20 protein-coding genes, 5 tRNA genes and 1 pseudogene are annotated in these 24489 nt (G+C 39.3%); 6 read left to right on the top strand and 20 right to left on the bottom strand.

The features are described 5' to 3' along the window. Nucleotides 1-89 precede the first annotated feature (89 nt). From TEL01S_RS04710 to asnS, 7 genes are read right to left on the bottom strand one after another with little or no spacing between them, the layout of a single operon-like run. Nucleotides 90-3407 (bottom strand): YjgP/YjgQ family permease, encoded by a 3318-nt coding sequence (locus tag TEL01S_RS04710; RefSeq protein ID WP_232504376.1) that lies wholly within the window; start codon nucleotides 3405-3407, stop codon nucleotides 90-92. Continuing rightward, nucleotides 3382-4086 (bottom strand): phosphate signaling complex protein PhoU, encoded by a 705-nt coding sequence (phoU, locus tag TEL01S_RS04705; protein WP_012002979.1) that lies wholly within the window; start codon nucleotides 4084-4086, stop codon nucleotides 3382-3384. The genes TEL01S_RS04710 and phoU overlap by 26 nt, the downstream gene beginning before the upstream one ends. Further along, on the bottom strand, nucleotides 4067-4861 hold the full coding sequence (locus tag TEL01S_RS04700) for an NAD(+) kinase (protein ID WP_028843246.1): 795 nt from the start codon (nucleotides 4859-4861) through the stop codon (nucleotides 4067-4069). Before TEL01S_RS04700 ends, phoU begins: the two co-directional genes overlap by 20 nt. Continuing rightward, the gene (locus TEL01S_RS04695; protein WP_012002977.1) at nucleotides 4858-5154 is read right to left on the bottom strand and encodes a YggT family protein; all 297 of its coding nucleotides are present in this window, start codon (nucleotides 5152-5154) and stop codon (nucleotides 4858-4860) included. Before TEL01S_RS04695 ends, TEL01S_RS04700 begins: the two co-directional genes overlap by 4 nt. Nucleotides 5155-5159: 5 nt before the next feature. Beyond that, complete coding sequence (locus TEL01S_RS04690; protein ID WP_012002976.1) at nucleotides 5160-5831, bottom strand: YggS family pyridoxal phosphate-dependent enzyme; 672 nt, start codon at nucleotides 5829-5831, stop codon at nucleotides 5160-5162. Next, nucleotides 5800-6831, bottom strand: coding sequence for a Holliday junction branch migration DNA helicase RuvB (gene ruvB / locus TEL01S_RS04685; RefSeq protein ID WP_012002975.1), 1032 nt, complete (start codon nucleotides 6829-6831; stop codon nucleotides 5800-5802). Before ruvB ends, TEL01S_RS04690 begins: the two co-directional genes overlap by 32 nt. Nucleotides 6832-6843: 12 nt before the next feature. Further along, nucleotides 6844-8139 carry an asparagine--tRNA ligase gene (asnS, locus tag TEL01S_RS04680; protein ID WP_028843247.1) on the bottom strand — a complete coding sequence of 432 codons (1296 nt, stop codon included), beginning with the start codon at nucleotides 8137-8139 and terminating at the stop codon, nucleotides 6844-6846. Nucleotides 8140-8236: 97 nt separating this feature from the next. Here asnS and TEL01S_RS04675 point away from each other — a divergent pair. The 4 genes from TEL01S_RS04675 to TEL01S_RS04660 all read left to right on the top strand — a co-directional run bounded on the left by TEL01S_RS04675 (nucleotide 8237) and on the right by TEL01S_RS04660 (nucleotide 11528). After that, nucleotides 8237-8312, top strand: a tRNA-Cys gene (locus TEL01S_RS04675). 74 nt (nucleotides 8313-8386) lie between these two features. Then, nucleotides 8387-9784: an RtcB family protein gene (locus TEL01S_RS04670; RefSeq protein WP_012002973.1), complete on the top strand. Its 1398-nt coding sequence runs from the start codon at nucleotides 8387-8389 to the stop codon at nucleotides 9782-9784. Then, nucleotides 9781-11145 carry an MFS transporter gene (locus TEL01S_RS04665; RefSeq protein WP_012002972.1) on the top strand — a complete coding sequence of 455 codons (1365 nt, stop codon included), beginning with the start codon at nucleotides 9781-9783 and terminating at the stop codon, nucleotides 11143-11145. The genes TEL01S_RS04670 and TEL01S_RS04665 overlap by 4 nt, the downstream gene beginning before the upstream one ends. Then, on the top strand, nucleotides 11121-11528 hold the full coding sequence (locus TEL01S_RS04660; RefSeq protein WP_012002971.1) for a SoxR reducing system RseC family protein: 408 nt from the start codon (nucleotides 11121-11123) through the stop codon (nucleotides 11526-11528). The genes TEL01S_RS04665 and TEL01S_RS04660 overlap by 25 nt, the downstream gene beginning before the upstream one ends. Here the strand turns inward: TEL01S_RS04660 and TEL01S_RS04655 are convergent. The 5 genes and pseudogenes from TEL01S_RS04655 to hutU all read right to left on the bottom strand — a co-directional run bounded on the left by TEL01S_RS04655 (nucleotide 11518) and on the right by hutU (nucleotide 16145). After that, entirely contained in the window at nucleotides 11518-11967 is a 450-nt protein-coding gene (locus TEL01S_RS04655) for a ferritin-like domain-containing protein (protein WP_012002970.1), read from the bottom strand. The two genes, TEL01S_RS04660 and TEL01S_RS04655, sit on opposite strands and share 11 nt — an antisense overlap. A gap of 16 nt (nucleotides 11968-11983) precedes the next feature. Next, entirely contained in the window at nucleotides 11984-13144 is a 1161-nt protein-coding gene (locus tag TEL01S_RS04650; protein WP_012002969.1) for a 2-oxoacid:acceptor oxidoreductase subunit alpha, read from the bottom strand. Beyond that, entirely contained in the window at nucleotides 13137-13364 is a 228-nt protein-coding gene (locus tag TEL01S_RS04645) for a 4Fe-4S dicluster domain-containing protein (protein WP_012002968.1), read from the bottom strand. Before TEL01S_RS04645 ends, TEL01S_RS04650 begins: the two co-directional genes overlap by 8 nt. A gap of 13 nt (nucleotides 13365-13377) precedes the next feature. Then, a pseudogene (locus TEL01S_RS04640) lies at nucleotides 13378-14483 on the bottom strand (sodium ion-translocating decarboxylase subunit beta). A gap of 15 nt (nucleotides 14484-14498) precedes the next feature. Then, nucleotides 14499-16145 (bottom strand): urocanate hydratase, encoded by a 1647-nt coding sequence (gene hutU / locus TEL01S_RS04635; protein ID WP_012002966.1) that lies wholly within the window; start codon nucleotides 16143-16145, stop codon nucleotides 14499-14501. Between the two features lie 86 nt (nucleotides 16146-16231). On the opposite strand from hutU, the gene TEL01S_RS04630 reads away from it, so the two are divergent. Together TEL01S_RS04630 and TEL01S_RS04625 are read left to right on the top strand one after the other, a co-directional pair. Further along, the gene (locus TEL01S_RS04630; protein ID WP_012002965.1) at nucleotides 16232-17080 is read left to right on the top strand and encodes a fumarate hydratase; all 849 of its coding nucleotides are present in this window, start codon (nucleotides 16232-16234) and stop codon (nucleotides 17078-17080) included. Next, nucleotides 17052-17537, top strand: coding sequence for a FumA C-terminus/TtdB family hydratase beta subunit (locus TEL01S_RS04625; protein ID WP_012002964.1), 486 nt, complete (start codon nucleotides 17052-17054; stop codon nucleotides 17535-17537). Before TEL01S_RS04630 ends, TEL01S_RS04625 begins: the two co-directional genes overlap by 29 nt. Nucleotides 17538-17591: 54 nt before the next feature. Here the strand turns inward: TEL01S_RS04625 and TEL01S_RS04620 are convergent, their stop codons facing one another. The 8 genes from TEL01S_RS04620 to TEL01S_RS04585 form a co-directional block, all read right to left on the bottom strand. Continuing rightward, entirely contained in the window at nucleotides 17592-17855 is a 264-nt protein-coding gene (locus TEL01S_RS04620) for a stage V sporulation protein S (RefSeq protein WP_012002963.1), read from the bottom strand. Nucleotides 17856-17914: 59 nt separating this feature from the next. After that, nucleotides 17915-17990 (bottom strand) — tRNA-Arg (locus tag TEL01S_RS04615). 6 nt (nucleotides 17991-17996) lie between these two features. After that, nucleotides 17997-18072: transfer RNA gene (locus TEL01S_RS04610), tRNA-His, on the bottom strand. Between the two features lie 6 nt (nucleotides 18073-18078). Further along, nucleotides 18079-18155: transfer RNA gene (locus TEL01S_RS04605), tRNA-Arg, on the bottom strand. Beyond that, nucleotides 18156-18230: transfer RNA gene (locus tag TEL01S_RS04600), tRNA-Gly, on the bottom strand. It lies immediately after the preceding tRNA gene. A 169-nt stretch (nucleotides 18231-18399) separates the two neighbouring features. Next, complete coding sequence (lacZ, locus tag TEL01S_RS04595; protein WP_028843249.1) at nucleotides 18400-21672, bottom strand: beta-galactosidase LacZ; 3273 nt, start codon at nucleotides 21670-21672, stop codon at nucleotides 18400-18402. Between the two features lie 13 nt (nucleotides 21673-21685). Beyond that, nucleotides 21686-22687, bottom strand: a complete 1002-nt coding sequence (locus tag TEL01S_RS04590) for a LacI family DNA-binding transcriptional regulator (protein WP_028843250.1) — start codon at nucleotides 22685-22687, stop codon at nucleotides 21686-21688. 2 nt (nucleotides 22688-22689) lie between these two features. Next, nucleotides 22690-24483 (bottom strand): glycosyl hydrolase 53 family protein, encoded by a 1794-nt coding sequence (locus TEL01S_RS04585; RefSeq protein ID WP_028843251.1) that lies wholly within the window; start codon nucleotides 24481-24483, stop codon nucleotides 22690-22692. Nucleotides 24484-24489: the final 6 nt, after the last annotated feature.

Raw genomic sequence — 24489 nt, 5'->3', positions numbered from 1 at the left:
ATATTATACCATAAAACGATCAGATATGTCAAGCACTATTTTTCATATTCCATGGTTTTAGTATAACACTAAAATACAGCTCAGTCAAATCAAAAGACGTCCATATTGAAATCACCGGTAACGGGATCTACAGTAAAACTCTTTTTTGGGAATTCTTTTATATAAAATTTAAACGCCAATTTTTCAACAGAAAAAGCCGGGTCTGCAGAAAACTGCCCCTCGAAAATTAAACCCCAGCAGTGAAGATCTTTCTTGACTGTAACATCAAAACTTTCCACGGTCCATGAATCAGTATAGAGATCAAGAAAAACTCCAAAAGATGGATCTGCACCTGAGAAATCGTAAGAGATTCTAAATCTTGAAGAGCTTTTTATGTATAAACCTGAAAATTCATGCCTGGTTTCATCAACATAGAAACTACCCTTTGCTTCTACTGACAGCAGATCCACTGGCCATGGAGTGAGTTTATAAATGATTTTCAAATCTGGATTTTTCATAAAGAAAAAATCCATTCCTTTTATCGTCAATGTATTTGTAATAAAATCAACGGGTGTTTGCTCTCCATAGTAGCAGGTAAATTCTGTTGTGTGTTTCAGGGTCTTGTAGGAAACATTGAAATCAAAATCAGTTTTGTACAATTTTTCGCTGAGGGTTTTGTACACAGTGTTACTGTATAAGGCAAAGCCGACTGATCCTAATTTGAATGCCGTACTCGTCTTGAATATCAAATCATCCCACTGTCGATTGAGTAAATCATAAGTTGTGGAAAATTGAAACAAGGTTGTAGGCACATTCAACTTGGCAAGAAACTGAAGTTCAGATTCATCTTCAGAATTTGAAAAACCAGAATAGATATCATTTGAAAGAACACCTGTTCGGGAATATGTCGTCGAGAAACTCAAAAAATTCAATGGCTTAAGTGTCAATCCGGCTTCAAAAACATCGGCTATTCTATAAGCCGGGTCTTTATTAATAGATAACCGGACACCAGAATAAATATTATTCGTAACAGATAAATCCATCCATGCGAGAGAAAATCTCGCCGTTTTCAGAGGCAATTTCGAATCTATCAAAAGGTAGGTTTTCTCTGTGAAGTTCATTTGCTCAATCTCATAAAAACCCGTGAAACTCGTCGTAAAGGTTGAGAATGGCGATGGAAGATTGATTGAAAGCGTCGCGTTAAGTTTTCCAAGACTGTCAATTTCTTTCAGGTGATCAAGCAATGAACCTTCTGAATATTCGACAGTACTTCTGTGGTAAAAAGAATTCACACTGAGAGAAAAAGGTGAGGCAGAGAGAGATATTTTTTTCAACGTAATATATGGCAGGACCCAGTACACGCTATTAGAAGTTCTCAATCTGGAAAGTTCCAGAGAAAGTTCCTTAATCGGTGAAATCTGATAATAGATATAGCTCTTTTCATCTGTAAAAAGCATCCTCATTTTTGTTGAAATACCACTCGAATAGGAAAAAACACTATCAAGGCTGTATTCAATTTCTGATTGATCCAGTGGCTGGCGAACATAGTAAGAAGAATCTATCTTGAAATCCTTCCATTTCTTTTGCAAATCAAATTGCGCGTACCTCCCATTTTCAGAACCCGATTCAATCCATCCTATTTTTGCTCCTATGCTACCATCATTGAATGTAACGTTGTATTCACTTTCAAATGATAATCCCTCGTCCTTCGAGTAGCCAAATCTTACCGCGAATGGTTGAGGACCATCTTTAAGTGATACAAAATAAACAGGTAAGTAAATTGTAGGAATATCAAGTATATAAAATATTGCGTTATATGCAGCAAGATATTCATTTTCTTTTAATTCAACATTCAAAGCCTGCAACCTGTAATGTGGATGATCAAGCTCACATGTTGTCAAATATCCTCTTTCTATTTCGTATTCTGACTGATCTTTTTGCATAGTATTACCATAAAAATAAATTTTGTGTTCAACTTTTTCTTCATCGGTGTAGATTGTCTCTCCTTTTACTTTTGCAAGAAGCATATGTTCAGTTGAAAATGTATATAAAAGTGTATTTGATTTGATAAGTGTATCTTCTTTTCTGTATATGACATCCTGGCAGGCAAAAACTTTCTCTGCTGCACCCTTATCGTTTATATAAACTGTGAGAGATTCACATTGAATTTGAGATTCTTTGAAAGTCGCTATCACATCTCCTGAGAATGTTAGTGAAGTTGCATCGTAAGTTACTGAACTCGCAGTCACAGTTAAATTTGGAAGTTGTGAAGAAAATGTAACCGAAGAAATTAAAAGTACAGCTATAAGAAACAACTTGGAAAGGCTTTCCTTTATTTTATAGCTGGCAGGTGTATCGAGGAGTAAAAAGAGCAGAGCACCTGTTACACCAAAAATCGTGTTCGGCATCCATGCCGAAGTGACTGGATCAACCAGCCTCTCTTTTCCCATAGCGCCAAGCCACGCTCCACTACCCTGATACAAAACGACTATAACAAATGTCAGTATCACACCCCATGATTTGCTCTTGAGATTGAACATAAGTGAAAGAGGAATTCCAACAAGCACAATTATCACTGGCCCGAGCGAAAGCGAATATCTCGTGTGAAGTTCCACAATCCACGGGGCTGGATCCACTCCAAGTTTTTTGAAAGTGTCTATTCGCTCCTTGAGTTCCTCGCTTCTCATATCCTTTGGCGTTTTGCCGACGCGCATTATAGATTCTATATCTTCCTGAAGGTCAAGCTCAACTTTGTTGAAACTGATATCAAATCTCAGCACACCATCTTTATCAACTCTGTACATTTTCCCATCGTACATGAACCATTTGTTTTTTTCTTTAACAACCCTTTTTGCTGTTATTATCTCCTCCTCAGAAGGTTCATTTCTGAAAAGCACTACATCCTCAAGAATCCCATTTTGTCTGTCGTACTTCTTTACATAGAAATACTGGCTCTCATCAATTTTTGTTAGAACATTTTCGCTTATAAATACTTCAGGTCTCTTATAGACGTATTTCGAAATCACACTGTCTGCCTTTTGATTGTACAAAGGTACTATTCTATCGCTCAGTACATAAGTCACAAAACTCAAAGCTATTGATAATATCAAAAAAGGAACAATCAAAACTTTTAATGATATTCCATGAACTTGCAATGCCATTAATTCATGATCTGTTGAAAGCTGTGAAAGAACCCAGAATATTGAAAGCAGAATGCCAACAGGAATCCCAAGTGCCACAAAATATGGAAGGTAATAATACAGAACTTTCAGCAAAACAAATATTCCAACTCTATGTCGAACTATCAAATCAGATAGTTGATAAAGTATCTCAACACTGACAAAAATAACAAATCCCGCAAGGCCTATGAGCATAGGGCCCACAGAAAGTTTGATTATATATTTAGTCAATATTCCCAAACAGAACACCTTCGCTTTGCTTAAAAAGTTTCATTTCATCGCGAAAGCATTTATAAGCTTCTGAGGTAACTATATATAAAACTGTCTCAACAACATTTGTTGAAAGGTCCGCAATTTCCTCTATTCGTTGAGCAATCTCTGCGAGAAGCATATTTTTCTCTATTTGATCTGGTTTATTTCTAATGGAATTCAAAAGTTCGCTTCTGATTTCCTGATATAGTTCGTCGACTTCGGCATCTTTTGAACATATCACAAAAGCCCCTTCCGGTTGTAAATCTGCGAGCAGTCTGATGCTTTCTTTCAACATATTCGAAGTCAATTTTCCCAACTTTAAAATGCCTGAGGTGTTCAGAGGTTGTTCCCTAAGTAAAGTGATGGTAATTTGCGATATTCTCCTTGCGTTGTCACCAATACGTTCAAAGATATTGGCAAGCTGAATACTGCCAACTACAAATCTCAACCGAGAGCCAATAAGTGTATGAATGCCCATCATCACCGCGGCTTCTTCTCTCAGTTCAATTTCCATTCCGTCCAAAACGTTGTCATCTTCTATTACTTGTTTGGCCAATTTTGAGTCTTTATTTTCAAGAGCCTCTATCGCATTCAAAAACATCTTTTCAGTATACCATCCCATTTTCATGAGAGCCTTTCTAAAAAGTTCCATCTTTTCATCCACGATCCACTTCATTTGTAACACCCTTTCCATAGCCAACTTTATCTTTCAGCACAGCAAAAAAATCATAATAATCGGGTCTGAGTAAAGTGAAATGCTTGTTCGATTTTTGCACAGTAATAGAGTTCACCTTTCCCACAATCACGCCATCAACAATTACTTCACAGATGTCAAGAGTATCAACTGTAATCCTTTGCTCATTTGGGACGACAATGCTCCTGTTCTGCAAATAGTACGGAGCAATGGGCATAATTTGAATAACCTCGCTCACTGGTGTGACAATAGCTCCTCCGAGAGATAGATTATAAGCAGTTGAACCTGTTGCAGTCGATATAAGTATCCCGTCTGCAAAAAATAGTAAATCGCTGCATCCGTCAAAAGACAGCCTGAATTCTCCCATTCGTCTTGAAGGAAGATGAAAAACGACATCATTTACCGCATCATAATCTACTTCATTTACCTTCACTGTCAGCATGAATCTTTTTTCCATCAACAATCTCTGTTGCGATAGATCTTTGAGAAATCTATCTATTTCCTCAAGTTTATACGATGCAAGAAATCCAACTCTACCTGCCTTGAATCCAATGATAGGACATGTAGTGAACTTTGCGACTTTTATTACTGTTCCATCTCCACCTACAACTATGACAAAATCGCACCCTTTAGAAATCACTTGCTCTTCAGCCTGGCAAATCTGGTTAATCAGTATGTGTGAACTTATCTTTTGAGATAAATTTCTCGCTTCTTTTTCTTTGTCGTTCCGATAATAAATCACTGCTGAGGGTTTCAACGCAGCACCCCCGCTAAATCTATCAATGTCCTCACAAGGAAGATATCAAGAAAGGTAAGGATCAAAATAGCAACCATTGGAGTTATATCTACCGGTCCTATCGGTGGTATAAGCCTCCTTAAAGGTTTAATTATAATAGAAGAAACACCATCAACAAATTGCCTTAAAGGATAATAGTGGTATGGTGTAATCCAGCTCAGAATCGTAGACACAATAACACATGTCATCTCAAAATAAATAAAAATTTGAAGAACCTTCGCAATTGCCAGGATCAGATTAGAGATCACGAACATTTCACTCACTCTCCTTTAAAAATAGCTCTGCCTATTCTGATCATAGTTGCTCCTTCTTCTAACGCCACTTCAAAATCATTACTCATCCCCATAGAAAGATGCTCCAGGGATGGAAAATCTTTTCTATATATGTCTCTAAGCTGCCTGAGCTTTGAGAAAATCCATCGAACCTCCTGAGGGTTTTCAACGTACGGGGCCATAGTCATTAATCCCACTATTTGCACAGCGCTAAGGGAAGAAGCAGCTTTCAGGAGCTTTTCCAGCTTGATTGGGTCAACGCCAGCCTTTGTTGGTTCACCTGAGACATTCACTTCGATCAAAATTTTTTGAATCTTCTGGAATCTTTCCGCTATTTTGTTTATTTCTTTCAATTCTTCTTCTCTCCAAACAGAATGTATGTATTCGCATCTCGGAACTATATACTTCAGCTTATTTGTTTGAATTCTTCCAATAAAGTGCCAGATGGCATTCGTAAATTGCTCTGATTTTCGAACAAGTTTCTGGGCATAATTTTCTGCAAGATTTTTTATACCAAATTCAAGTATCTGCCTGATAGAATCCATATCAGCTTCCTTTGTGACAGCAATAAGCACAACCGAATCCGGGTCTCTACCACTTTTAGCCGTTGATTGATCAATCTTTTTCTTAACTTTCATCAGATTTTCGTAAAGACTCATCGAACAAACCTCCTGAAATCTTTGAAGGATACCCAAGATGTTCGTAAGCAATACCAGTTGCCACTCTTCCTCTTGGGGTACGTATAATCAAGCCCTGCTGCAAAAGATAAGGTTCATGAATTTCCTTCAGTGTATCAATCTCTAAATTCAAAGTAGCCGCAAGAGCTTCTATTCCAACAGGACCGCCATCATAGATTTCAATCAGGGTTCTCAAGATTTTTCTATCCATTTCGTCCAGACCGAGTTTATCTATTTCCAAAATATCCATCGTTTTTTCGACCAGATGAGAAATTATTTTGTTCTCTTTCCTAATTGTGGCAACATCTCTCACTCTCTTGAGAAGTCTGAGTGCTATTCTTGGAGTTCCACGTGCCCTTGAAGCGATTAACTGGGCTGCCGATTCTTCTATTTCTATATTCATTATCTTGCAGGCCCTTTTAATTATTTCCATCAATTCTTTCACTGTGTAAAATTGCAACTCAAGTATCATTCCAAAGCGATTTCTCAAAGGAGAACTTAATAACCCACTTCTTGTGGTTGCTCCAACAAGTGTGAATGGCTTTAACCCTATTCTGATAGAACGGGCCGTTGGACCTTTTCCTATCATTATGTCAACTTTATAATCTTCCAGAGCAGAATAAAAAACTTCCTCCACTGCTTTGTTTATTCGATGTATCTCATCGATGAAAAGGATATCTCCCTCTTCTATACTTGATAATATTGCAGCGATATCACCCTGCCGCTCAAGAACTGGTCCGCTCGTAATGTGAATATTTTTACCCATTTCCTTAGCTATGACAAATGCGAGCGTTGTTTTTCCAAGTCCTGGTGGCCCAGAAAAAAGTATGTGATCAAGTGGTTCGTTTCTCAATTTTGCAGCTTTCATAGCAATATAAAGTTTTTTCTTTACTTCTTCCTGGCCTATATAGTCTTCCAAAGTATCTGGCCTCAACGAAACGAGTATTGCATCACCTTCTCGATTTTGCTGAACAAAATTCATTTTTTTCTCCTTTCATGGGTAAATTCTATACAATGTTCTTGCAAATGGTATCGATTCTCTTATATGTTCTAACCCGCAAATCCAGGCAACTGTTCTCTCAATACCCAAGCCGAATCCACTATGTGGCACACTTCCCCATTTTCTAAGATCAAGATACCACTGGTATTTATCCTCAGGCAAATTGAACTCGTTCAACCTGTCGAGTAGGAGATTATAATCATGTATCCTCTGTGAACCACCTATTATCTCTCCATAACCCTCAGGAGCAAGCAGATCCCCGCACAATACAACCTCAGGCTTATGTGGATCTGGTTGCATGTAAAATGCCTTGGCTTTGCGAGGATAATGCGTAACAAAAACCGGTTTTTCAAAATTCGAGGCAATTATTGTTTCCTCATCGCCCCCGAAATCGTCACCCCAACGTATATCAGAACCATTTTTCTGCAATAACTTGATTGCCTCATCATAAGTTATTCTCTCAAATGGGACACACACTTTTTCTAACTTTGATACATCTCTTCCAAGCGCAATAAGATGCTCTGATGCATTATCCAAAACATATTTCACTATGTATGATACAAGCTCCTCCTGCAGCCTTAAATTGTCCTCATGTTCGTAATATGCAACTTCAGCTTCATGCATCCAGAATTCTATAAGATGTCTCCTGGTTTTCGATTTTTCTGCCCTGAAAGTTGGACCAAGGTTGTACACTTTTCCAAAAGCCATGCAAGCTGCTTCCAGGTATAACTGCCCGGTTTGAGTCAAATAAACTTTGCCATAGTCAAAATAATCGAGTTCAAAAAGATTGCCTGCACTTTCTCCTATAGCTCCAGTAAAAATGGGGGTATCTATTAAGACAAAATTTCTTTGCCTGTAAAACTGTCTTATTGCTGTCAGCATGGCGTCACGAACTTTAAGGATATGGAACTGTCTGCGCGAACGTAACCACAAATGGCGGTAACTCATTAAAAAGTCTATTCCGTGATCTTTTTTCGAGATGGGATATGGTTCTTCTGGTATCTGAACCGGAACAATACCTTTTGCATGCACTTCCACACCATACGGAGATCTCCTGTCTTCGACGATTTTACCCCTAATAATAACACTGGATTCAATTCTCAATTTGCTTGCCACTTCAAAGACCTCTTCACCCACATCTGATCTTTCGACCACTACCTGAACAAAGCCTGTTCCATCTCTAAATTGAAGAAAATGAATTTTACCACTTGATCGGATATTCCATACCCAACCGCGTAACTCAACTTCCTGGCCAATATAATCTTTCAAATCCTCAACATAAACCCACACCGTGATCATTCCTCCTTAATTTCTTTTTCTATATTTTTATGATAACACCTGATCTCTCTCTTGAACATCTTTGCTACCGTGGTATAATATTTTCGGTGGCGACGTAGCCAAGTGGTTAAGGCGGGGGTCTGCAAAATCCCTATGCGTGGGTTCGAATCCCACCGTCGCCTCCAGGTTTTCCTTCCAGAACATTACTCCCTTGACTAATACATTAATAGTTGCATAATCTAAATCAGAGGTGATTCGATTGAATATTAAACGCCTTGAGAGATTTATCTATCGAATCAAAGGCGTTAACGTTGATGCAGTGGTTTTCACTGATCAGGAGACTATTGATAATCCAGAATTCAAGGAGGCTCTTCAGCAAATAGTCAATGTTACACAGTTACCAGGAATTATAGCGGCGATCGCCATGCCTGATATTCACTGGGGTTATGGATTTCCCATTGGGGGCGTGGGGGTCTTTGATACTGAAACCGGAATCATATCGCCAGGAGGAATCGGATTTGATATAAATTGTGGCGTGAGATTAATGTTAACTTCTCTTCATGAAGAAGAAGCAAGACCAGTTTTGAGAAAACTAATTGAGGAAATATACAGATCTGTTCCTGCTGGTGTCGGGGCGAGCGGAGCTGTAAAGATAAACAAAAAAGATTTGCGCTCAATATGTATCTATGGTGCTCAATGGGCTGTAGATCAGGGTTATGGCAGCAAAAGCGATTTAGAAAATATCGAGGACGGTGGAAAACTCAGCCCGGCTGACCCCGAGGATGTCTCGAAAAAAGCTTTTGAAAGAGGGCTCGATGAATTAAGTACCCTTGGAGCAGGAAATCATTTTATAGAAATTCAGAAAGTCGAACGCATATTTGACAAAGATACAGCAGATATATTCGGTATCTTTGAAGGTCAGGTAGCCGTCTGTATACACTGCGGAAGCAGAGGTTTTGGCCATCAAATAGCAACTGACTATATTCAAATTATGAGAGATAATCTCAGCTCACATAACAAAAATTTACCTGACAAACAACTGATTAATGCCCCATTCAGCCACCCAATAGGGCAAAAATATTTCAGTGCCATGAATTGTGCTGCAAATTATGCATTTGCAAATAGACAAATGATTTCGTACATGATTCAGTTAGCTTTTCACAAAACTTTCCCTTCAAAAAATATGTGGCTTCTCTACGATGTGGCTCACAACATTGCAAAAATCGAAGAGTATGAAAAAAGAAAAATGATAGTTCATAGAAAAGGTGCAACACGATCTCTCGGGGCTGGAAATCATCTCTTACCACAGAAATTTATTGAAACAGGCCAACCTGTGTTGATCCCGGGAAGTATGGGGAGCGCATCTTACATACTTGTTGGCGCAAAAAAGGCTGAGCAGATCTCGTATGCAAGTACTGCTCACGGTGCTGGTAGACTTCTGGGAAGACGGGCTGCTCTGAAAACATTGAACTACGAGAAATTGATGAATGAACTGAAGCAGAAAAATATAGAAGTAATGAGTAAAGGAAAGAGAACATTAATCGAGGAGGCTCCGGCTGTTTACAAGGATGTTGATAAAGTTGTAGATATTGTTGAAAAAGTAGGTATCGCGAGAAGAGTGGCGCGATTAATACCAATGGGCGTGGTAAAAGGGTGAGATTATATCTAAATTTAGAAGGTATTGCCTCAACGCTTTACAGCATCATTATACAAGGAGCAATTTTTACTGGACTTGCATTGGCATTTAACTTGGATGAATTTTTAATAGGTGTCAGTGCATCGTTTCCAATGATAGCTCAGGTTTTTCAGGTGATTTCACCAGTAATCATAAAGAAATTTCCCAAACGAAGGTTTATGACAAATGTTTTCAACCTCCTTTCAAGATCTCCGTGGATTTTGTTAATGATTTTTCTTTTGTTTCCAAACAGAAACCCTGCGGTCTTCATAACAGTTTTTGCCATTTCACAGATATTTGGAACTCTTGCCGGGAATGCGTGGACATCTCTTGTCAGAGATCTAATACCTGAGAAAGAGCGTGGTTCGTTTTTTGGTAAGAGAAATGTATATATATCTCTAACTACACTGGTTGCTTTCTATGGCTATTCACTCTTGATCGAGAAGTTCAAAGATCCACTTGGATATGAACTAGTAATAGCCGCCGGCATGCTTGGCATGCTTATTTCTCTCTGGTCTTTGAGAAAAGTCCCCGATGTACCTATAAAGAGTTCCGGGGCTCTGGTTGAAACAAAACTTGTACTTCAGGATTTCAATTTTATGAGGTTGTGCATCTTTTATCTAATGTGGAATGCGGTGATAGCTTTCAGCTCACCATTTTTCAGTTTTCACCTGTTGAAAAATTTGAATGTTCCTTTTTCATACATAGGATTCACGACAGTTATAAACAGCGTGGTTGCCATGATATTCTATGGTTTCTGGGGAAAATTTTCAGATAGGCATGGTCATAAGACAACAGCAGTACTTGGTGTCTTCATAGCTTGTTTCATCTCCCCTCTCTGGATCTTGATGAATCAGGCAACATGGAGATATATGATGTTGATTGATGCTGTAATGAGCGCCATAGCTTGGTCAGCAATAAATCTATCGTTCTTGACATTGCCGATGGAAGTCGCAAGCAGTTCATCCCCCGCTTATTTTGCAATTTATTCTGTATTTGGGGGAATTGGAGGGCTGATAGGATCCTTGGTAGGAGGAGCAGTTGCAAAAATACTCTCTTCTTTAAGTTTCAATATTTTAGGAATACCGATTTTTGGAATTCAATTTATGTTTTTAGCAGCAGGATTCTTGAGGGCATCTGTGTTAAGATTTTTATTGAGAGTGAGAACAAAAAGATATGTTCCCGCAATAAGGCTTGCAATAAACACTCTCAGCCATTTATCAAGAAACAACGCATTTAGAACAAACGGTGTGAATATGTACGACTTAAGAAGAGTCATAAGAAAAAAAATTGAATCAAGATTGGAGGAAGACAAAAGATGGCGCGTGAGACGATGGTGGTAACACAGGTTAAAGAATCAACAGTTATTCTCGAAAAAGAAAGGACCTCAATGTGCGGTAAATGTCCAGCAAACATGTTTTGTACTGGCGAATCTCAGAAGATTCGATTAGAAGTACAAAAGGCAGGGTTTGATCTGAAAACTGGAGATAAAGTAATAGTGGAGACTCCCGCGACAGGCAGCATCAAAACTGCTATGCTTGTCTATACCCTGCCCACGATAATTTTTGTCGGTAGCCTTATAACAACCATTTCTCTGCTAAATGAAATCGAAGGACTTTTGATATCAACTGCTGCTGTAGCTGCGTATTACTTCTTTCTGAGGTTCTATGATACAAAATTCAGAAAGAAGTTTCGCCCAAGAATAATCGAGATACTCAGAGTTTGATTGAAAGAAGATCCATCAGATGCCTTTTTTCCTCAGCAATAATTTCTTTGATAATCTGTTTTTCTTCTTCGATATAGGGAATTAATTCTGAATAAAATATGATGCTATCTTTCTCCACTCCTATAGCAAAATTCAAAGCATCCTGCGATGTCATATTTGTTTTCATTTTCTCTATATTTGGGAAAATCGAAACATCTGCAAGACTTTTCAAATAACCTGCGGTCTCTTCTTCAATCCAGTTGCTCAATGAGGCATTCTTCTTCTTATCGTCTTCAATGAGTTTTCTAAAAATCTCCTGATGCTGCCTTTCCTGTTCGGCAAGATCTGAAAAGAATTTTTGTAAACTATCACTATGCTGCCGGGACAAATTTGAATAAAACTCATAACCACTCGCTTCGATTTTCAAAGCGATAGACAACAAATCTCCAAGAGACACCATGCTCTCATCCTCCCAATTAGAATTCAGCAATTTCCACCTGTAAAGAACTTATACCATCAAGTATTTCTTCAGGGCTTATCAATCGGCCTCCAACCTTTGTTACAAACTTTACTTTTAGATTCCTCTTGGACAGGGCCAGAATTTCCTTTGCGTACTGGCCGAGATTCATTTCTGCAAATAAAACTCCTTCAACACGAGACAACAATCTCTTTAACCTGTTTGCTGCAACAGGCCAGATTGTTATAGGCCTGAATAACCCCACCTTTATTTTGTCCTGTCTGGCTATCTTGATGGCCCTTATGGCGCTTCTTGCAACTGATCCATACGCAACAACCAGTATTTCTGCATCATCAGTCATAAATTCCTCATACATTGCTATTTCATCAGCATGAATTCTGATCTTATTAGATAATCTTCTGATCAATTTATCACTAACTTCAAAGCTTGCCTGTGGAAAGCCTGATTCATCATGGACAAGCCCTGAAACGTGAAATCGCGCCTTTCCCATCTCAATTAAAGGAGTAGGAGTTGGTTCGGCTGTATCCTGCTCTGAAAAAGGTGTGTAAACTTCTTCCTCCTCCAGTTCACTTTCGGTTAATCTCGGAATTACCCTTATATCTCGTTCATCTGGCATGTCAAAAGTCTCCCTCATGTGGCCAAGTACCTCGTCCATTAAAAAAATAACCGGTGTTCGGTATTTTTCAGCATAATTGAACGCTTTGATTATCAACTTGTAAGTTTCCCCAACACTCCATGGATACAGAGCTATTATTTCGTGATCTCCGTGAGTTCCCCATCTTGCCTGCATTATATCACCCTGAGCGGGTTGTGTTGGTAATCCTGTGGATGGACCTCCACGCATTACATTCACAAAAACACACGGAGTTTCTGTCATCACAGCATATCCAAGAGCTTCCTGCATTAAACTGAAACCAGGACCGCTGGTAGCAGTCATAGATTTTACCCCAGCAAGAGATGCTCCTATTATTGCAGCAGCACTTGATATTTCATCCTCCATCTGGATGAAAACTCCCCCAATCTTTGGAAGTTCTCTTGCCATGGTCTCAGCTATCTCGGAAGAAGGTGTTATTGGATAACCAGCATAAAATCTACAACCACCTTTAATGGCCCCGAGTGCACAAGCTTCATTACCCTGCATTAAAACTCTTTCACCCATTTTGAGCACTCTCCTGTACAGATTGTTTTTCTTTTATAACAATCGCGAAATCCGGACAGAGATTTTCGCACATCAAGCAGCCAATACATTTTTTTTCATCACTGACAACTGGCTCCAGTAAATTTCCCTTACCAATAGCACCAGTTGGGCAAAAACTGTAACATATTCCACAGCTTTTGCACCAGGAATAGTTTATTTCAACTTCATAACTTTTTTTCACTTTTATTCCCTCCCTATTTTATCAACGCAAGAAACACACCAGCTGCTACTGCTGATCCAATGACTCCGGCAACATTTGGGCTCATCGCATGCATCAAAATAAAATTGGTTGGGTCGGCCTCCTGAGCAATCTTTTGCGCAACCCTTGCTGAATCAGGCACAGCCGATACGCCAGCAGCTCCTATTAATGGGTTTATTTTTTGTTTTAAAAACAAATTCATAAATTTTGCAAACAAAATCCCCCCAGACAAAGAGCAAATAAATGCTAAAGCCCCAAGACCGAAAATAAGCAAACTCTGAGGTTTTAAAAATATCTCGGCTCTTGCGGAAGCACCCACACAAACCATAAGAATTATCGTAACAGTATCAAGAATATACCTACTTGCGGCTTCCACAAGTCTCTTCACATTTCCTGCTTCCCTGAGAATATTACCCAGCATCAACATGCCGATGAGCGAAAGTGATTGTGGCACCAGCAAGGCAGAGACAATCGTGACTATTATCGGAAAAAGAATCCGTTCCGTTTTTGAAACTCTTCGGGGAGGTCCCATTCTTATTTTTCGCTCTTCTTTTGTAGTCAAAATCTTAGACACTACAGGCTGAAGAATTGGTATCAGTGCGATATACGAGTAAGCTGCTATCGCTATTGATGAAAGTAGCTCGGGAGCAAATTGACTGCTGATGTATATCGATGTAGGACCGTCTGCTCCCCCTATGATACCGATTGACGCGGCTTGCTTTAGACTGAAACCAAAAATCTTTGCCAGAATAAACGTTATTGTGCTGCTCCACCAAGAAAAATGGTTAATGGGTAAGAAAGCATAAAAGAGAAATCAGTTAAGGCACCTATTCCAAGAAATATGAGAGGAGGGTATATACCCTTGGTCACACCCATATTCAAATACCAGAATAGCCCGCCTTCGTCAAAAAGTCTTGTCAACTGGGACGGAATATTGCCAAGAATTATTCCAAAAGCGATAGGTATAAGCAGTAACGGTTCAGCATCCTTCTTTATCGCAACATAAAGGAGAAGTAGAGCCACAAAATACATCAGAACATTCCCAACTGTCACATAGCCAAACGCCGATTGTTGAAAAAAGGCTATCAATCCTTCGAGCATTCTAAGACCTCCTAATTACTTCATCATTGGATAGTTCAGGTGTTGATCTATTGCCGTTTTTTTGGCTATTTCATATCCAGCATCCAGATGTCTTATAACACCGATTCCAGAGTCGTTTGTTAGCACACGTTCAAGTTTCTTTCTGGCAAGCTCAGTTCCATCAGCTACTATAACCATACCAGCATGAATAGAATACCCTATTCCTACACCTCCTCCATGATGAACGGAAACCCACGTAGCCCCACTTGCTGTATTGAGCAATGCGTTTAAAATAGGCCAATCAGCTATGGCGTCACTACCATCTTTCATTGCTTCTGTCTCTCTGTATGGAGAAGCCACAGAACCTGTGTCATGATGATCTCTGCCTATGACAATTGGAGCCTTAAGTTTTCCACTTTTTACCATCTCATTCATGGCAAGCCCCATGGCAGTTCTCTCGCCCTGACCAAGCCAGCAAATGCGAGCTGGCAATCCCTGCCAATGAATTTTTTCTCGGGCCATTTCAATCCACTTCCTGAGGTGTTCATCGCGTGGGAATAATTCCAGCACCTTTTGATCGGTAGCATATATATCTTCTGGGTCTCCACTTAAAGCAACCCATCTGAATGGTCCCTTTCCTTGAGCAAAGAGGTCCCTAATATATTCCGGAACATACCCCGGTATTTCAAAAGCGTTTCTAACTCCATGATCATATGCAAGCCTTCTTATGTTGTTACCGTACTCAAAAACCTTTGCACCGAGCTTTTTCATATTTAAAATTGCTTCTACATGTTCGCATACAGAATCATAAACTCTGTCTAAGTATTCCTGAGGATTATTTCTTCTAAGTTCGGCTGCTTGCTCAACTGTTAATCCTTTTGGAATATATCCATTCAATGGGTCATGCGCAGCAGTTTGGTCTGTGACCACATCTGGTATTATTCCAGATTCAACAAGTTTTGGATGAACCTCTGCGGCATTTGCCAGCAAACCTATTGAAAGAGGTTTTTGGGCTTTTCTGGCTTCATCGATCAGTCTTAAGGCTTCTTCGAGATCATCGGTCCATGTATCCAGATAACCTGTTTTCAACCTTCTATCTATCATTCTTTTATCTACTTCAACAGCGAGAATGATGCCATCGTTCATCGTTACAGCGAGTGGCTGAGCTCCTCCCATTTCACCAAGTCCAGCTGTTAAGACAAATTTTCCCTTCAGTGTTCCTTCAAAATATTTCTGTGCTACTGCATAAAAAGTTTCATACGTTCCTTGAAGTATCCCCTGTGTTCCTATGTAAATCCAGCTGCCAGCCGTCATCTGCCCAAACATTATCAAACCACGCTCTTCAAGTTCTCTAAAGTATTCCCAGTTGGCCCATTTTGGGACCAACAACGAATTTGCTATCAAAACACGTGGTGACCACTCACTGGTTTTGAAAACAGCAACTGGTTTACCACTCTGGACAAGTAACGTTTCATCAGATTCGAGTTTTTTCAGTGTTTCGACTATCTTATCAAAGCACTCCCAATTTCTCGCAGCTTTCCCCGTTCCACCATAGACAATCAAATTTGCTGGATCTCTGGCAACTTCCGGATCCAGATTATTCATCAACATCCGCATTGCTGCTTCAGTTTGCCAGCTTTTGCAGGTCAATGCGTTTCCTCTTGGAGCTTTGACTGTTCTCATAATCAATTACCTCCTTTCTTACTTTCTTTACAGTCTGTATTGTATCATTTCTATATATCCAGTAAGGAATAGAAAGGGGGTAAGAAATGAGAATTTACACAGTTGATACCAATCACTTAGATCATGTGCTACGAGAAGAATTGTTAAGAGCAAATGTTGTAATCAATAACGATGTAAGGATGTATGTTGAGAATTATGATGGTCCGTTCAACGACGTACTCAAAAAGAATATAGAGGTTGCAGAAAAACTCAAACTTCCGTTGTGCCAGGATACAGGAATGGTTGAATTCTTTGTTTTTGCAAATCCCAATGTGGTTACGGATAAACCTATCGAGTTTCTATTGAACGACATTGTGAGAAAATTGTATAGAGAAAATCCATTTAGATATTCTGTTGTTGAAGATCCATTGTTTGAACGAAAAAACACCTTTGACAACACACCCTGCATAGTACACATATTTCAAACAGAGCTTAAAACATTCCAGATACATTTCCTGATAAAAGGCGGAGGTAGCGAGAATCTAACTCGATTGTTCATGCTAAATCCAACGATCGGTAAGCAGGAGATCATAAATTTGGTTGTCCAGCATATTTCAGAAAACGGAGCAAAGGCATGCCCACCATTAAAAATCGGTATAGGAATAGGTGGTAGTGCCGAAAAAGCAGTTATTCTTTCAAAACTTGCCCTCATACGAAAATTCGGCGAAAGGAATGTTGATAGAAATTATGCACAACTTGAAAAAGAGTTGTGCGAAAAGATCAATTCTCTCAAGATAGGGTTTCAAGGTTTACACGCAGGTCCAACTGTCTATGATGTCCACATTGAGCAGATGCCAACACACATAGCAGTCCTACCGGTAGCTGTATCTGTGGATTGTTATCTGTGCAGAGGAGGGAGTGTCGAGATTGAACTTAGTGAAATTGAATGTAGGTGAGAGAATAGATTACAGCGGAGAGTTTCTGATAATGAGAGATGCTGCTCAAAAACGTATCAAGATGATGATTGATCATGGAGAGCAACCGTTAATTGATTTGTCCGGAAAAATTGTGTTCTACGCCGGGCCAACCAACCCAAAAAACAACAGGAGAGCGATAGGGCCAACCACAAGCGAAAGAATGGATAACTATTTAGAGATTCTTTACAAATTAGGAGTAATTGCAACTGTTGGAAAGGGGAAAAGAGGAAAAGTTGCAAGAGAGTTATGCAAGAAATATAATCGTGTCTATTTTATAACACCAAGTGGTGCTGCGGCAGCATTATCAACGCACATAGAAGACATCAGATTGATTGCGTTTGACGATCTCGGGCCAGAGGGAATATATGTGGCAAAAGTTGTAAATTTTCCTCTAATAGTAGCTATAGACTCACTTGGAAACGATCTTTTTTTATAACAGACTAAACAAAACCCCGCGCCAAAAAGCGCGGGGTTCAGATTTTTGATAACCTCAGTTTCTTGGAAAGACTATGAACTTCAAAGCTGTTCTGGTTTCCTTATCAATTTCAACATCGGTAAATGCAGGAATACTAACAAGATCAACACCGCTTGGTGCTAAATAACCTCTTGCTATAGCTATAGCTTTGACAGCCTGGTTAACAGCACCGGCACCAATTGCTTGAAGCTCTGCCTTTCCATTTTCTCTGATCATTCCAGCGAGAGCACCCGCAACTTTGTTTGGGTTAGAATTAGAGGCTACCTTCAATACTTCCATCTTTTCTACCTCCTTTAGCCAAGCGATTTCAACATTGTAGCTGCGATGAAAATTGCATTTGGCGCGCCTGGCAGGACTTGAACCCGCAACCATCGGATCCGAAGTCCGACGCTCTATCCATTGAGCTACAGGCGCGCATCCTGGGGTGACCAGCGGGATTTGAACCCGCGACCACCTGATCCACAGTCAGGCGCTCTGCCAGCTGAGCTATGGTCACCATCCCTGGCGCGCCCGGCGGGAATCGAACCCACAACCCTCGGATTAGAAGTCCGATGCTCTATCCTATTGAGCTACGGGCGCTGGAGCGGGCGACGGGATTCGAACCCGCGACCCTCGGCTTGGAAGGCCGATGCTCTACCATTGAGCTACACCCGCACAATGCCATAAGATATTTTACTATACCCTGATAAAAAATCAAGAGCTAACCTTCTTCTTGCTTTAACAAAGTGAAGATCTCTACATCAGTGATACTCTAATTCAGAAAATATTTTATCTCCTCAATGAGAATTATGTAACAACGGACAATAATCAATTTATGATTTGCTCAAAAAACATATACAGGTTTTTTATTTTTCGTATTAATACTGATCAAATGAGTGCCCTTCTCAACAAATTTGACTGAAAAATCTTTTCTGTGAGTTTCGTAAGGTGGTACAGCTACCCTTTGACAGTCGATTAACTTCTCGTCTGCAAAGAGAAGTAAATCGTCTTCATAAGTTGAAATTGATTTGTTCTGTATAAATACTGAAATCACCAATTCTTCGTTTACTTTTAACTTTTGTTTGGAAAGACTCATACTGATTTCATAGTCTTCTTCAAATGCAGGTAAGCGTCTATAAAATTCTGATGAATCTGTATTATTAGTTGCAAGCAATCTGAATTCATAATGATAAATTCCCGGTATGAGAATGTATTCAGGATGTGGCAAAGCCCCCCAGCTATCATCACCTCCAACACCCATTTGTTTGTAATCTACATTAACGGTGATTAAATCCTGTTCAATTAATTCGTTCGTGTGTTGGGCTTTTTCAAGACTTTCCATGGAAAAGGGCCAGACGCTGAAATTGATCACTGGAACACCATAGACAAAAAGTGAAGATCTTTCGTCGGATATGGAAAACCATCGAACATCTGTTCTATTACCGGTTTCTTGTGGCCTTATGTATTTATGAATCATCTCAGAAACATTCTTCTCATGTATTGAAAAAATTCCACTGTCTTTTCTATCTTCGTACGTTTCATGAGGTCCTCTTCCATACCATTTTACTTTCGTAAATGATTTCGGCATCGTAAAGCTTGTCCCGACTCTTGGAATTTCTACACGACTTTCTCTGGCGTCTAAAACATAATCAATCAGGATTTCATTGTTGGGAAAAACCGTATAAGTTAAATGCAGCAGCGAATCTCCTGGAAGGCGATTTAAAGAAGCAATACTTATGTAGTTTTTCTCGATTTGAAAATTAATCTTCTGCAGACTTTGGTGATAAGTTGCTTCCTTCCATACAAACAATCTTTCCGGCATTTTATTTCCTAAATCGTTGTCTGTAGGTGCTCTGTAAAAATTAGGTGCTAATTTGCACAAAATGGTTTCCTCTCCAAGTTTGATATATTCCAGAAACCCTGTTTTTTTTGAAAAAGCAACCGCAACGTTTTTTGATAAAACAATGTACTGATTGCTATTTTCCCTCAAATTGATATTACCTTTGATAGATATTCTTTCGTAACACGGTTCTTTAACTTGAAATTGCTCCCAGGAAACAATGTGTCCTTTTTTTGCCCATACTGTATCTTTTTTCAGTAAAAACAAAAAAATTATGAAATATTCCCCATTATCCAGCTGCGGAAAATTTATTGATATCGTTTTTCGCTCTCCTGCTGGTAGCTCTACATCGATTTTCTGGCTCATGATGATTTTCCCATCTTTTTTCAGTTCCCAAAAAATATCGAATGCACTGAGATTCGTGCAGGAATACCTGTTTTCTATCTCAAACAAATTTCTGTTGATCCTGCTGACTTTCACATACTGATAAATTTTCTTCACTTCACTTAATGCCGGAGAAGGAGTTCTATCAGGCAGCACTAATCCATTACAGCAAAAATTCCCGTCATTGGGTTCATCCCCAAAATCTCCTCCATAAGCCCAGAAGGTTCCACCGGCTTCATCTTTCTTCTCAAAACCTTGATCAACCCAGTCCCATATACAACCACCGTGAAGATAAGGCTGATTTTCCACTACCTGCCAGTAATCTCTCAGATTACCCACACTGTTTCCCATAGCATGAGCATATTCGCACATTATTAAAGGTCTGCTTTGCTCTTTTGAAGCATACTCAAGCAATTTTTCAATAGGTGGATACATAACCGAAACTACATCAAGATAAAAGGCATCACCAGGCTTCATCGCACCATAAGGCGCATAGTGCACCATGCGCGTGTTATCTCGCGATTTTATCCACAGAGCAGGATACTCAAAATTTTCTCCATCCCCTGCCTCATTTCCAAGAGACCAGAAGATGACACTGATGTGATTTTTATCTCTTTCAACCATTCGTTGAATTCTATCAAAATGTGCCTTCTTCCATTCAGGTTTATTAGCAAGAGTTTCCTCCGGGTCCCATCCCACGCCATGTGATTCTATATTTGCTTCGTCTATAACATAGAGACCGTAATAGTCACACAGATCGTACCATTTAGTTTGATTGGGATAATGGGACGTTCTCACAGTGTTTATGTTATTTTGCTTCATAAGTTCAATATCTTTGAACATAGTTTCCACACCTACGGCATGTCCACGACGTGGGTCGAATTCATGCCTGTTAACCCCTTTTATATACAGCAATTTTCCATTCAAGAGTAATCTTCCGTGGTTTATTTGTATCTTTCGAAAACCAGTATTTATCTTTTTCTCATCTTCGCCGACCTTTACTTTCAGAACATACAGATACGGAGTTTCAACAGACCACTTGAAAACTTTCCTCAAAACAAAGGTATACGATAAAGTTTCAAGCTGATGTGAAAGAATTATTCTTTCTTCTTTCAAAATCGATTCTTTGCCATCTGGATCAACTATCGATATTGATATCGTGCTTTCAATCTTATTTGCAAGAGAATTTTTGATTTCCATGTCAACAAATAGTTTCCCATTTTTGAATTCTTCATCGAGATCTGTTCTCACAAAGATATCTCGCAGGTATATCCTGGGTGTTGTGTATAAATAAACATCTCTATATATTCCTGCAAGCCACCACATATCTTGATCTTCTAAATAACTTCCATCGCACCATTTCAATACCTCAACGGTCAGAGTATTACTTCCCGGTTTTAAATAATCGTTCACTCTGAATTCAGCGGGGGTGCAGCTGTCTTTACTATAACCAACTCTTTTCCCATTTATCCACAAATAGAAAAACGACCTGACACCTTCAAAATGTAAAAATATCTCTCTATCAAACCATGAATCAGGTATAATAACCGTTTTTCTGTATATACCTGTAGGGTTGTAATTCTTAGAAATTTCTGGTGGATTTTTTCCGAAGGGGTATGTGGTATTTGTATATATCGGCTTATCATATCCAAACATTTCCCAGTTGCTTGGTACATCTATTTCATCCCAGGAACTATCGTCAAAATTTTCATCATAGAAGTTGCAAGGTAAATCGAAGGGGTTATTTGAAAAAAAGAATTTCCATTTTCCACTTAATGGTATAAACTGTTTCGGATATTCCCAGCATGCCGTAAAAGGATTGAAATAAGGTATAAACGTTGCGTGTGGTTTCTCTATGTTTTCATTCACGGCTTCAGGATCTTGCCATTCCATTTTTCAGACCTCCTTAAGCACTCTCACGAACGATCAATTCAACATCGAGCAAAATTTTTCTTGCCCGTTTTCTTTTTCCCCTCATTCTTTCAAGAAGCATTCTGAATGCTTCGAAACCCATCTCGTATTTCTTTATTTTCACGGTTGTCAACGAAGGACAGATGAACGAGGAAAAAATTATGTCATCATATCCAACAACCGCTACCTCTTCCGGTAAACTAAAATTCATTTCTTTTAGAGCTTTGATAGCACCAAAAGCAACAAGGTCATTGTAGCAAAAAACAGAATCAAATTTTATACGTTCTTCAAGAGCATTTTTAATTGCGGTATAACCGTCTTCAATGTTTATATCTGTTATGAAAACACGTCTCCTGTCAAATTCTATTCCGTGGTCACATAAAGCTTTCCTGAAACCTTCAACTCGCATTCTTGCAGCTGAATTGTAGAGTGGTCCACAAATGATTAAAGTTTTGTTCCTTCCATTTTCGAGTAAGTGATTTGCAGCGATATAACCTCCTTTTAAGTCATCATTATATATTTCGTCTATCTCAATGTCTTCGAAATGCCTTCCCAGGATAACAGCAGGAATATCTTTTCGCGATAATTTTTTTATATCTTCATCTTTTTCCTGAACAGGTGCTATCAAGAGACCATCAACTCTCCTTTGAAAGAGCAATTCGATAGCGTTCACCTCATTCTGGTAAACCCTTTCCGTATTCATAAGAATGATTTGATAACCATATTTTCTTGAAGCGGCTTCAATTCCTTTCAGGACTTCGGCATAGAATGGGTTTGAACTATCTGCAAGTATAACTCCGACTGTTTGTGTTTGCTTCTGCCTTAAAAGTGAGGCTGTTATGTTTTTAATATACCCAAGTTCCATCGCAATACTTAGAATCCGCTTCTTCGTATCCTCGCTTATATCTGGTTTGTTATTCAAAGCCCTCGAGACAGTATTAATTGAAACTCCTGCTCTCTTAGCTATATCAACTATCGTCACATACCTTTTCCTCAGACTCACTGCACTTCCCTCATTAACTTAAATTCATCAATCCAGCCCCAGTTACCGGATTTTCCTCTAACGATGACGCTTATCTTTATCTTTCCTGTGGTTATCTGGATGTTCTTTAGCTGAGGATTGTTCCATTTCAGCCACCCCGTATTGACGATTTTCACCGACTTCTCAGGACCACCATATTCACTAATTTTGAGATATACCGTATCTGACCCGCCACCTTGAATCCACATACTGACGGTGTAGACACCATCGGGTAAATTAGTTACGTTTTGATATAACTCGAATTCAAAATCCTTATCCAGCCAATAATTCAACGCATATTTGCCGTGGTGTGCATTTTGCGGTGGATCTGCGCGAATTACTTTCACCGCTTCCCTGTTGCCTGCAACCTGCCACGGTTCCAGAACAGCCAGTTCAAAACTTGCATTCTGCAGATAATTTCTTTCCTCTTTCACAATTACCGTAGCTTCTATTTTCTCACCCGCGCTTGTTATAACTCCCTTTACCACATGCTCTCCTGGAGTGTTCAGATCTTCTGCTGGAATTTCCTCCCACTGAATCTCTACTGGTCGAACAGAACCATCCGAAAAAGCAGCTTTTACTGACCCGGGTAATTCCGGTTTTTCCCCAAGAAATACTTCAATTATCGGTAAAGAAAACTCTTTTAAAACGGCAACCTTTTCGAAAGGACTCTCAAAGATTTCGACAATATCAAGTAGATTACCGTGAAAGTCGAAAAGTGCCTGATTTTCCCACGGGTTACCCTCGTTAATTTTCCACCCGACGCCTTTTACCGGTATCCATGCTCCTTCCCAGTAGAAAAAACCCTTGCATTTTCCTCTTGAAACGCTTTTCAAAGTTCTTATCAAATCGCTCAGAAATGCCTTTTGGCCTTCTATCGATGCATCATAACCCGCTATGTGTTCTTGTTGTTCGCCAAATATATTTGGATATCCATCGAAATCCTGTAAAGTCCAGGCATATGCCGTTTCTGCTATAACAATATCCTTATCGTATCGTCGCGCTATATCATTCAGATTTTCAGACAAATCTTTCAAGCTGCCATGCCAATAAGGATAGTATGAGACTCCTATAACATCAAAATCGACATTCCGCCTGACCATTTCATCAAAAAACCATCTGTAAAGTGGATTATTACCACCATCGGCGAGATGAAGCATAATCTTTATAGAAGGATCAACTTCCCGAACAGCTTTAATTGCCTTTTTTGCAAGCTTTACAAAGCCATCAAATCCACCAGCATTTTGCCCGGAAATCTGACCGTCGGGCCAGAGAAAACCGTTATTTATTTCGTTCCCTATCTGTACCATATCTGGAGAAGCCTGATTTTGCCTCATGTATATTAGAACCTCTCTTGTGTAATTATAAATAGCATTCTGAAGATCATCACCATGTAATTCAGCCCAAGCTTTTGGTTTGTTTTGTTTGCCGGGATCCGCCCACCAGTCACTGTAATGAAAATCAACAAGAACTTTTAAGCCTGCGGCTTTTGCTCTCATAGCTATCTGTGTCATTTTTACATAATCGCAATTTCCTCCTCCCAGCGGTTCACCATGATCTGTCGGATCGTTCCATACTCTCAATCTCACCCAGTTCACGCCGTGATCTTTCAAAATCTCAAGGCAACTTTTTTCCACGCCGCTGTCATAGTATTTTCCTCCAGCTTTTTCTATCTCGTATAACGTTGACACATCTACTCCTATTATGAAATCATTTGCTAAAATAGATATATTCATAAAAATCAGTATGAAAATCAAAGCAGTTAATCTCATGCCTTT

This window comes from Pseudothermotoga elfii DSM 9442 = NBRC 107921, assembly GCF_000504085.1.
Lineage (GTDB): Bacteria > Thermotogota > Thermotogae > Thermotogales > DSM-5069 > Pseudothermotoga_B > Pseudothermotoga_B elfii.
This window is presented reverse-complemented; position numbering and strand designations above follow the sequence as displayed.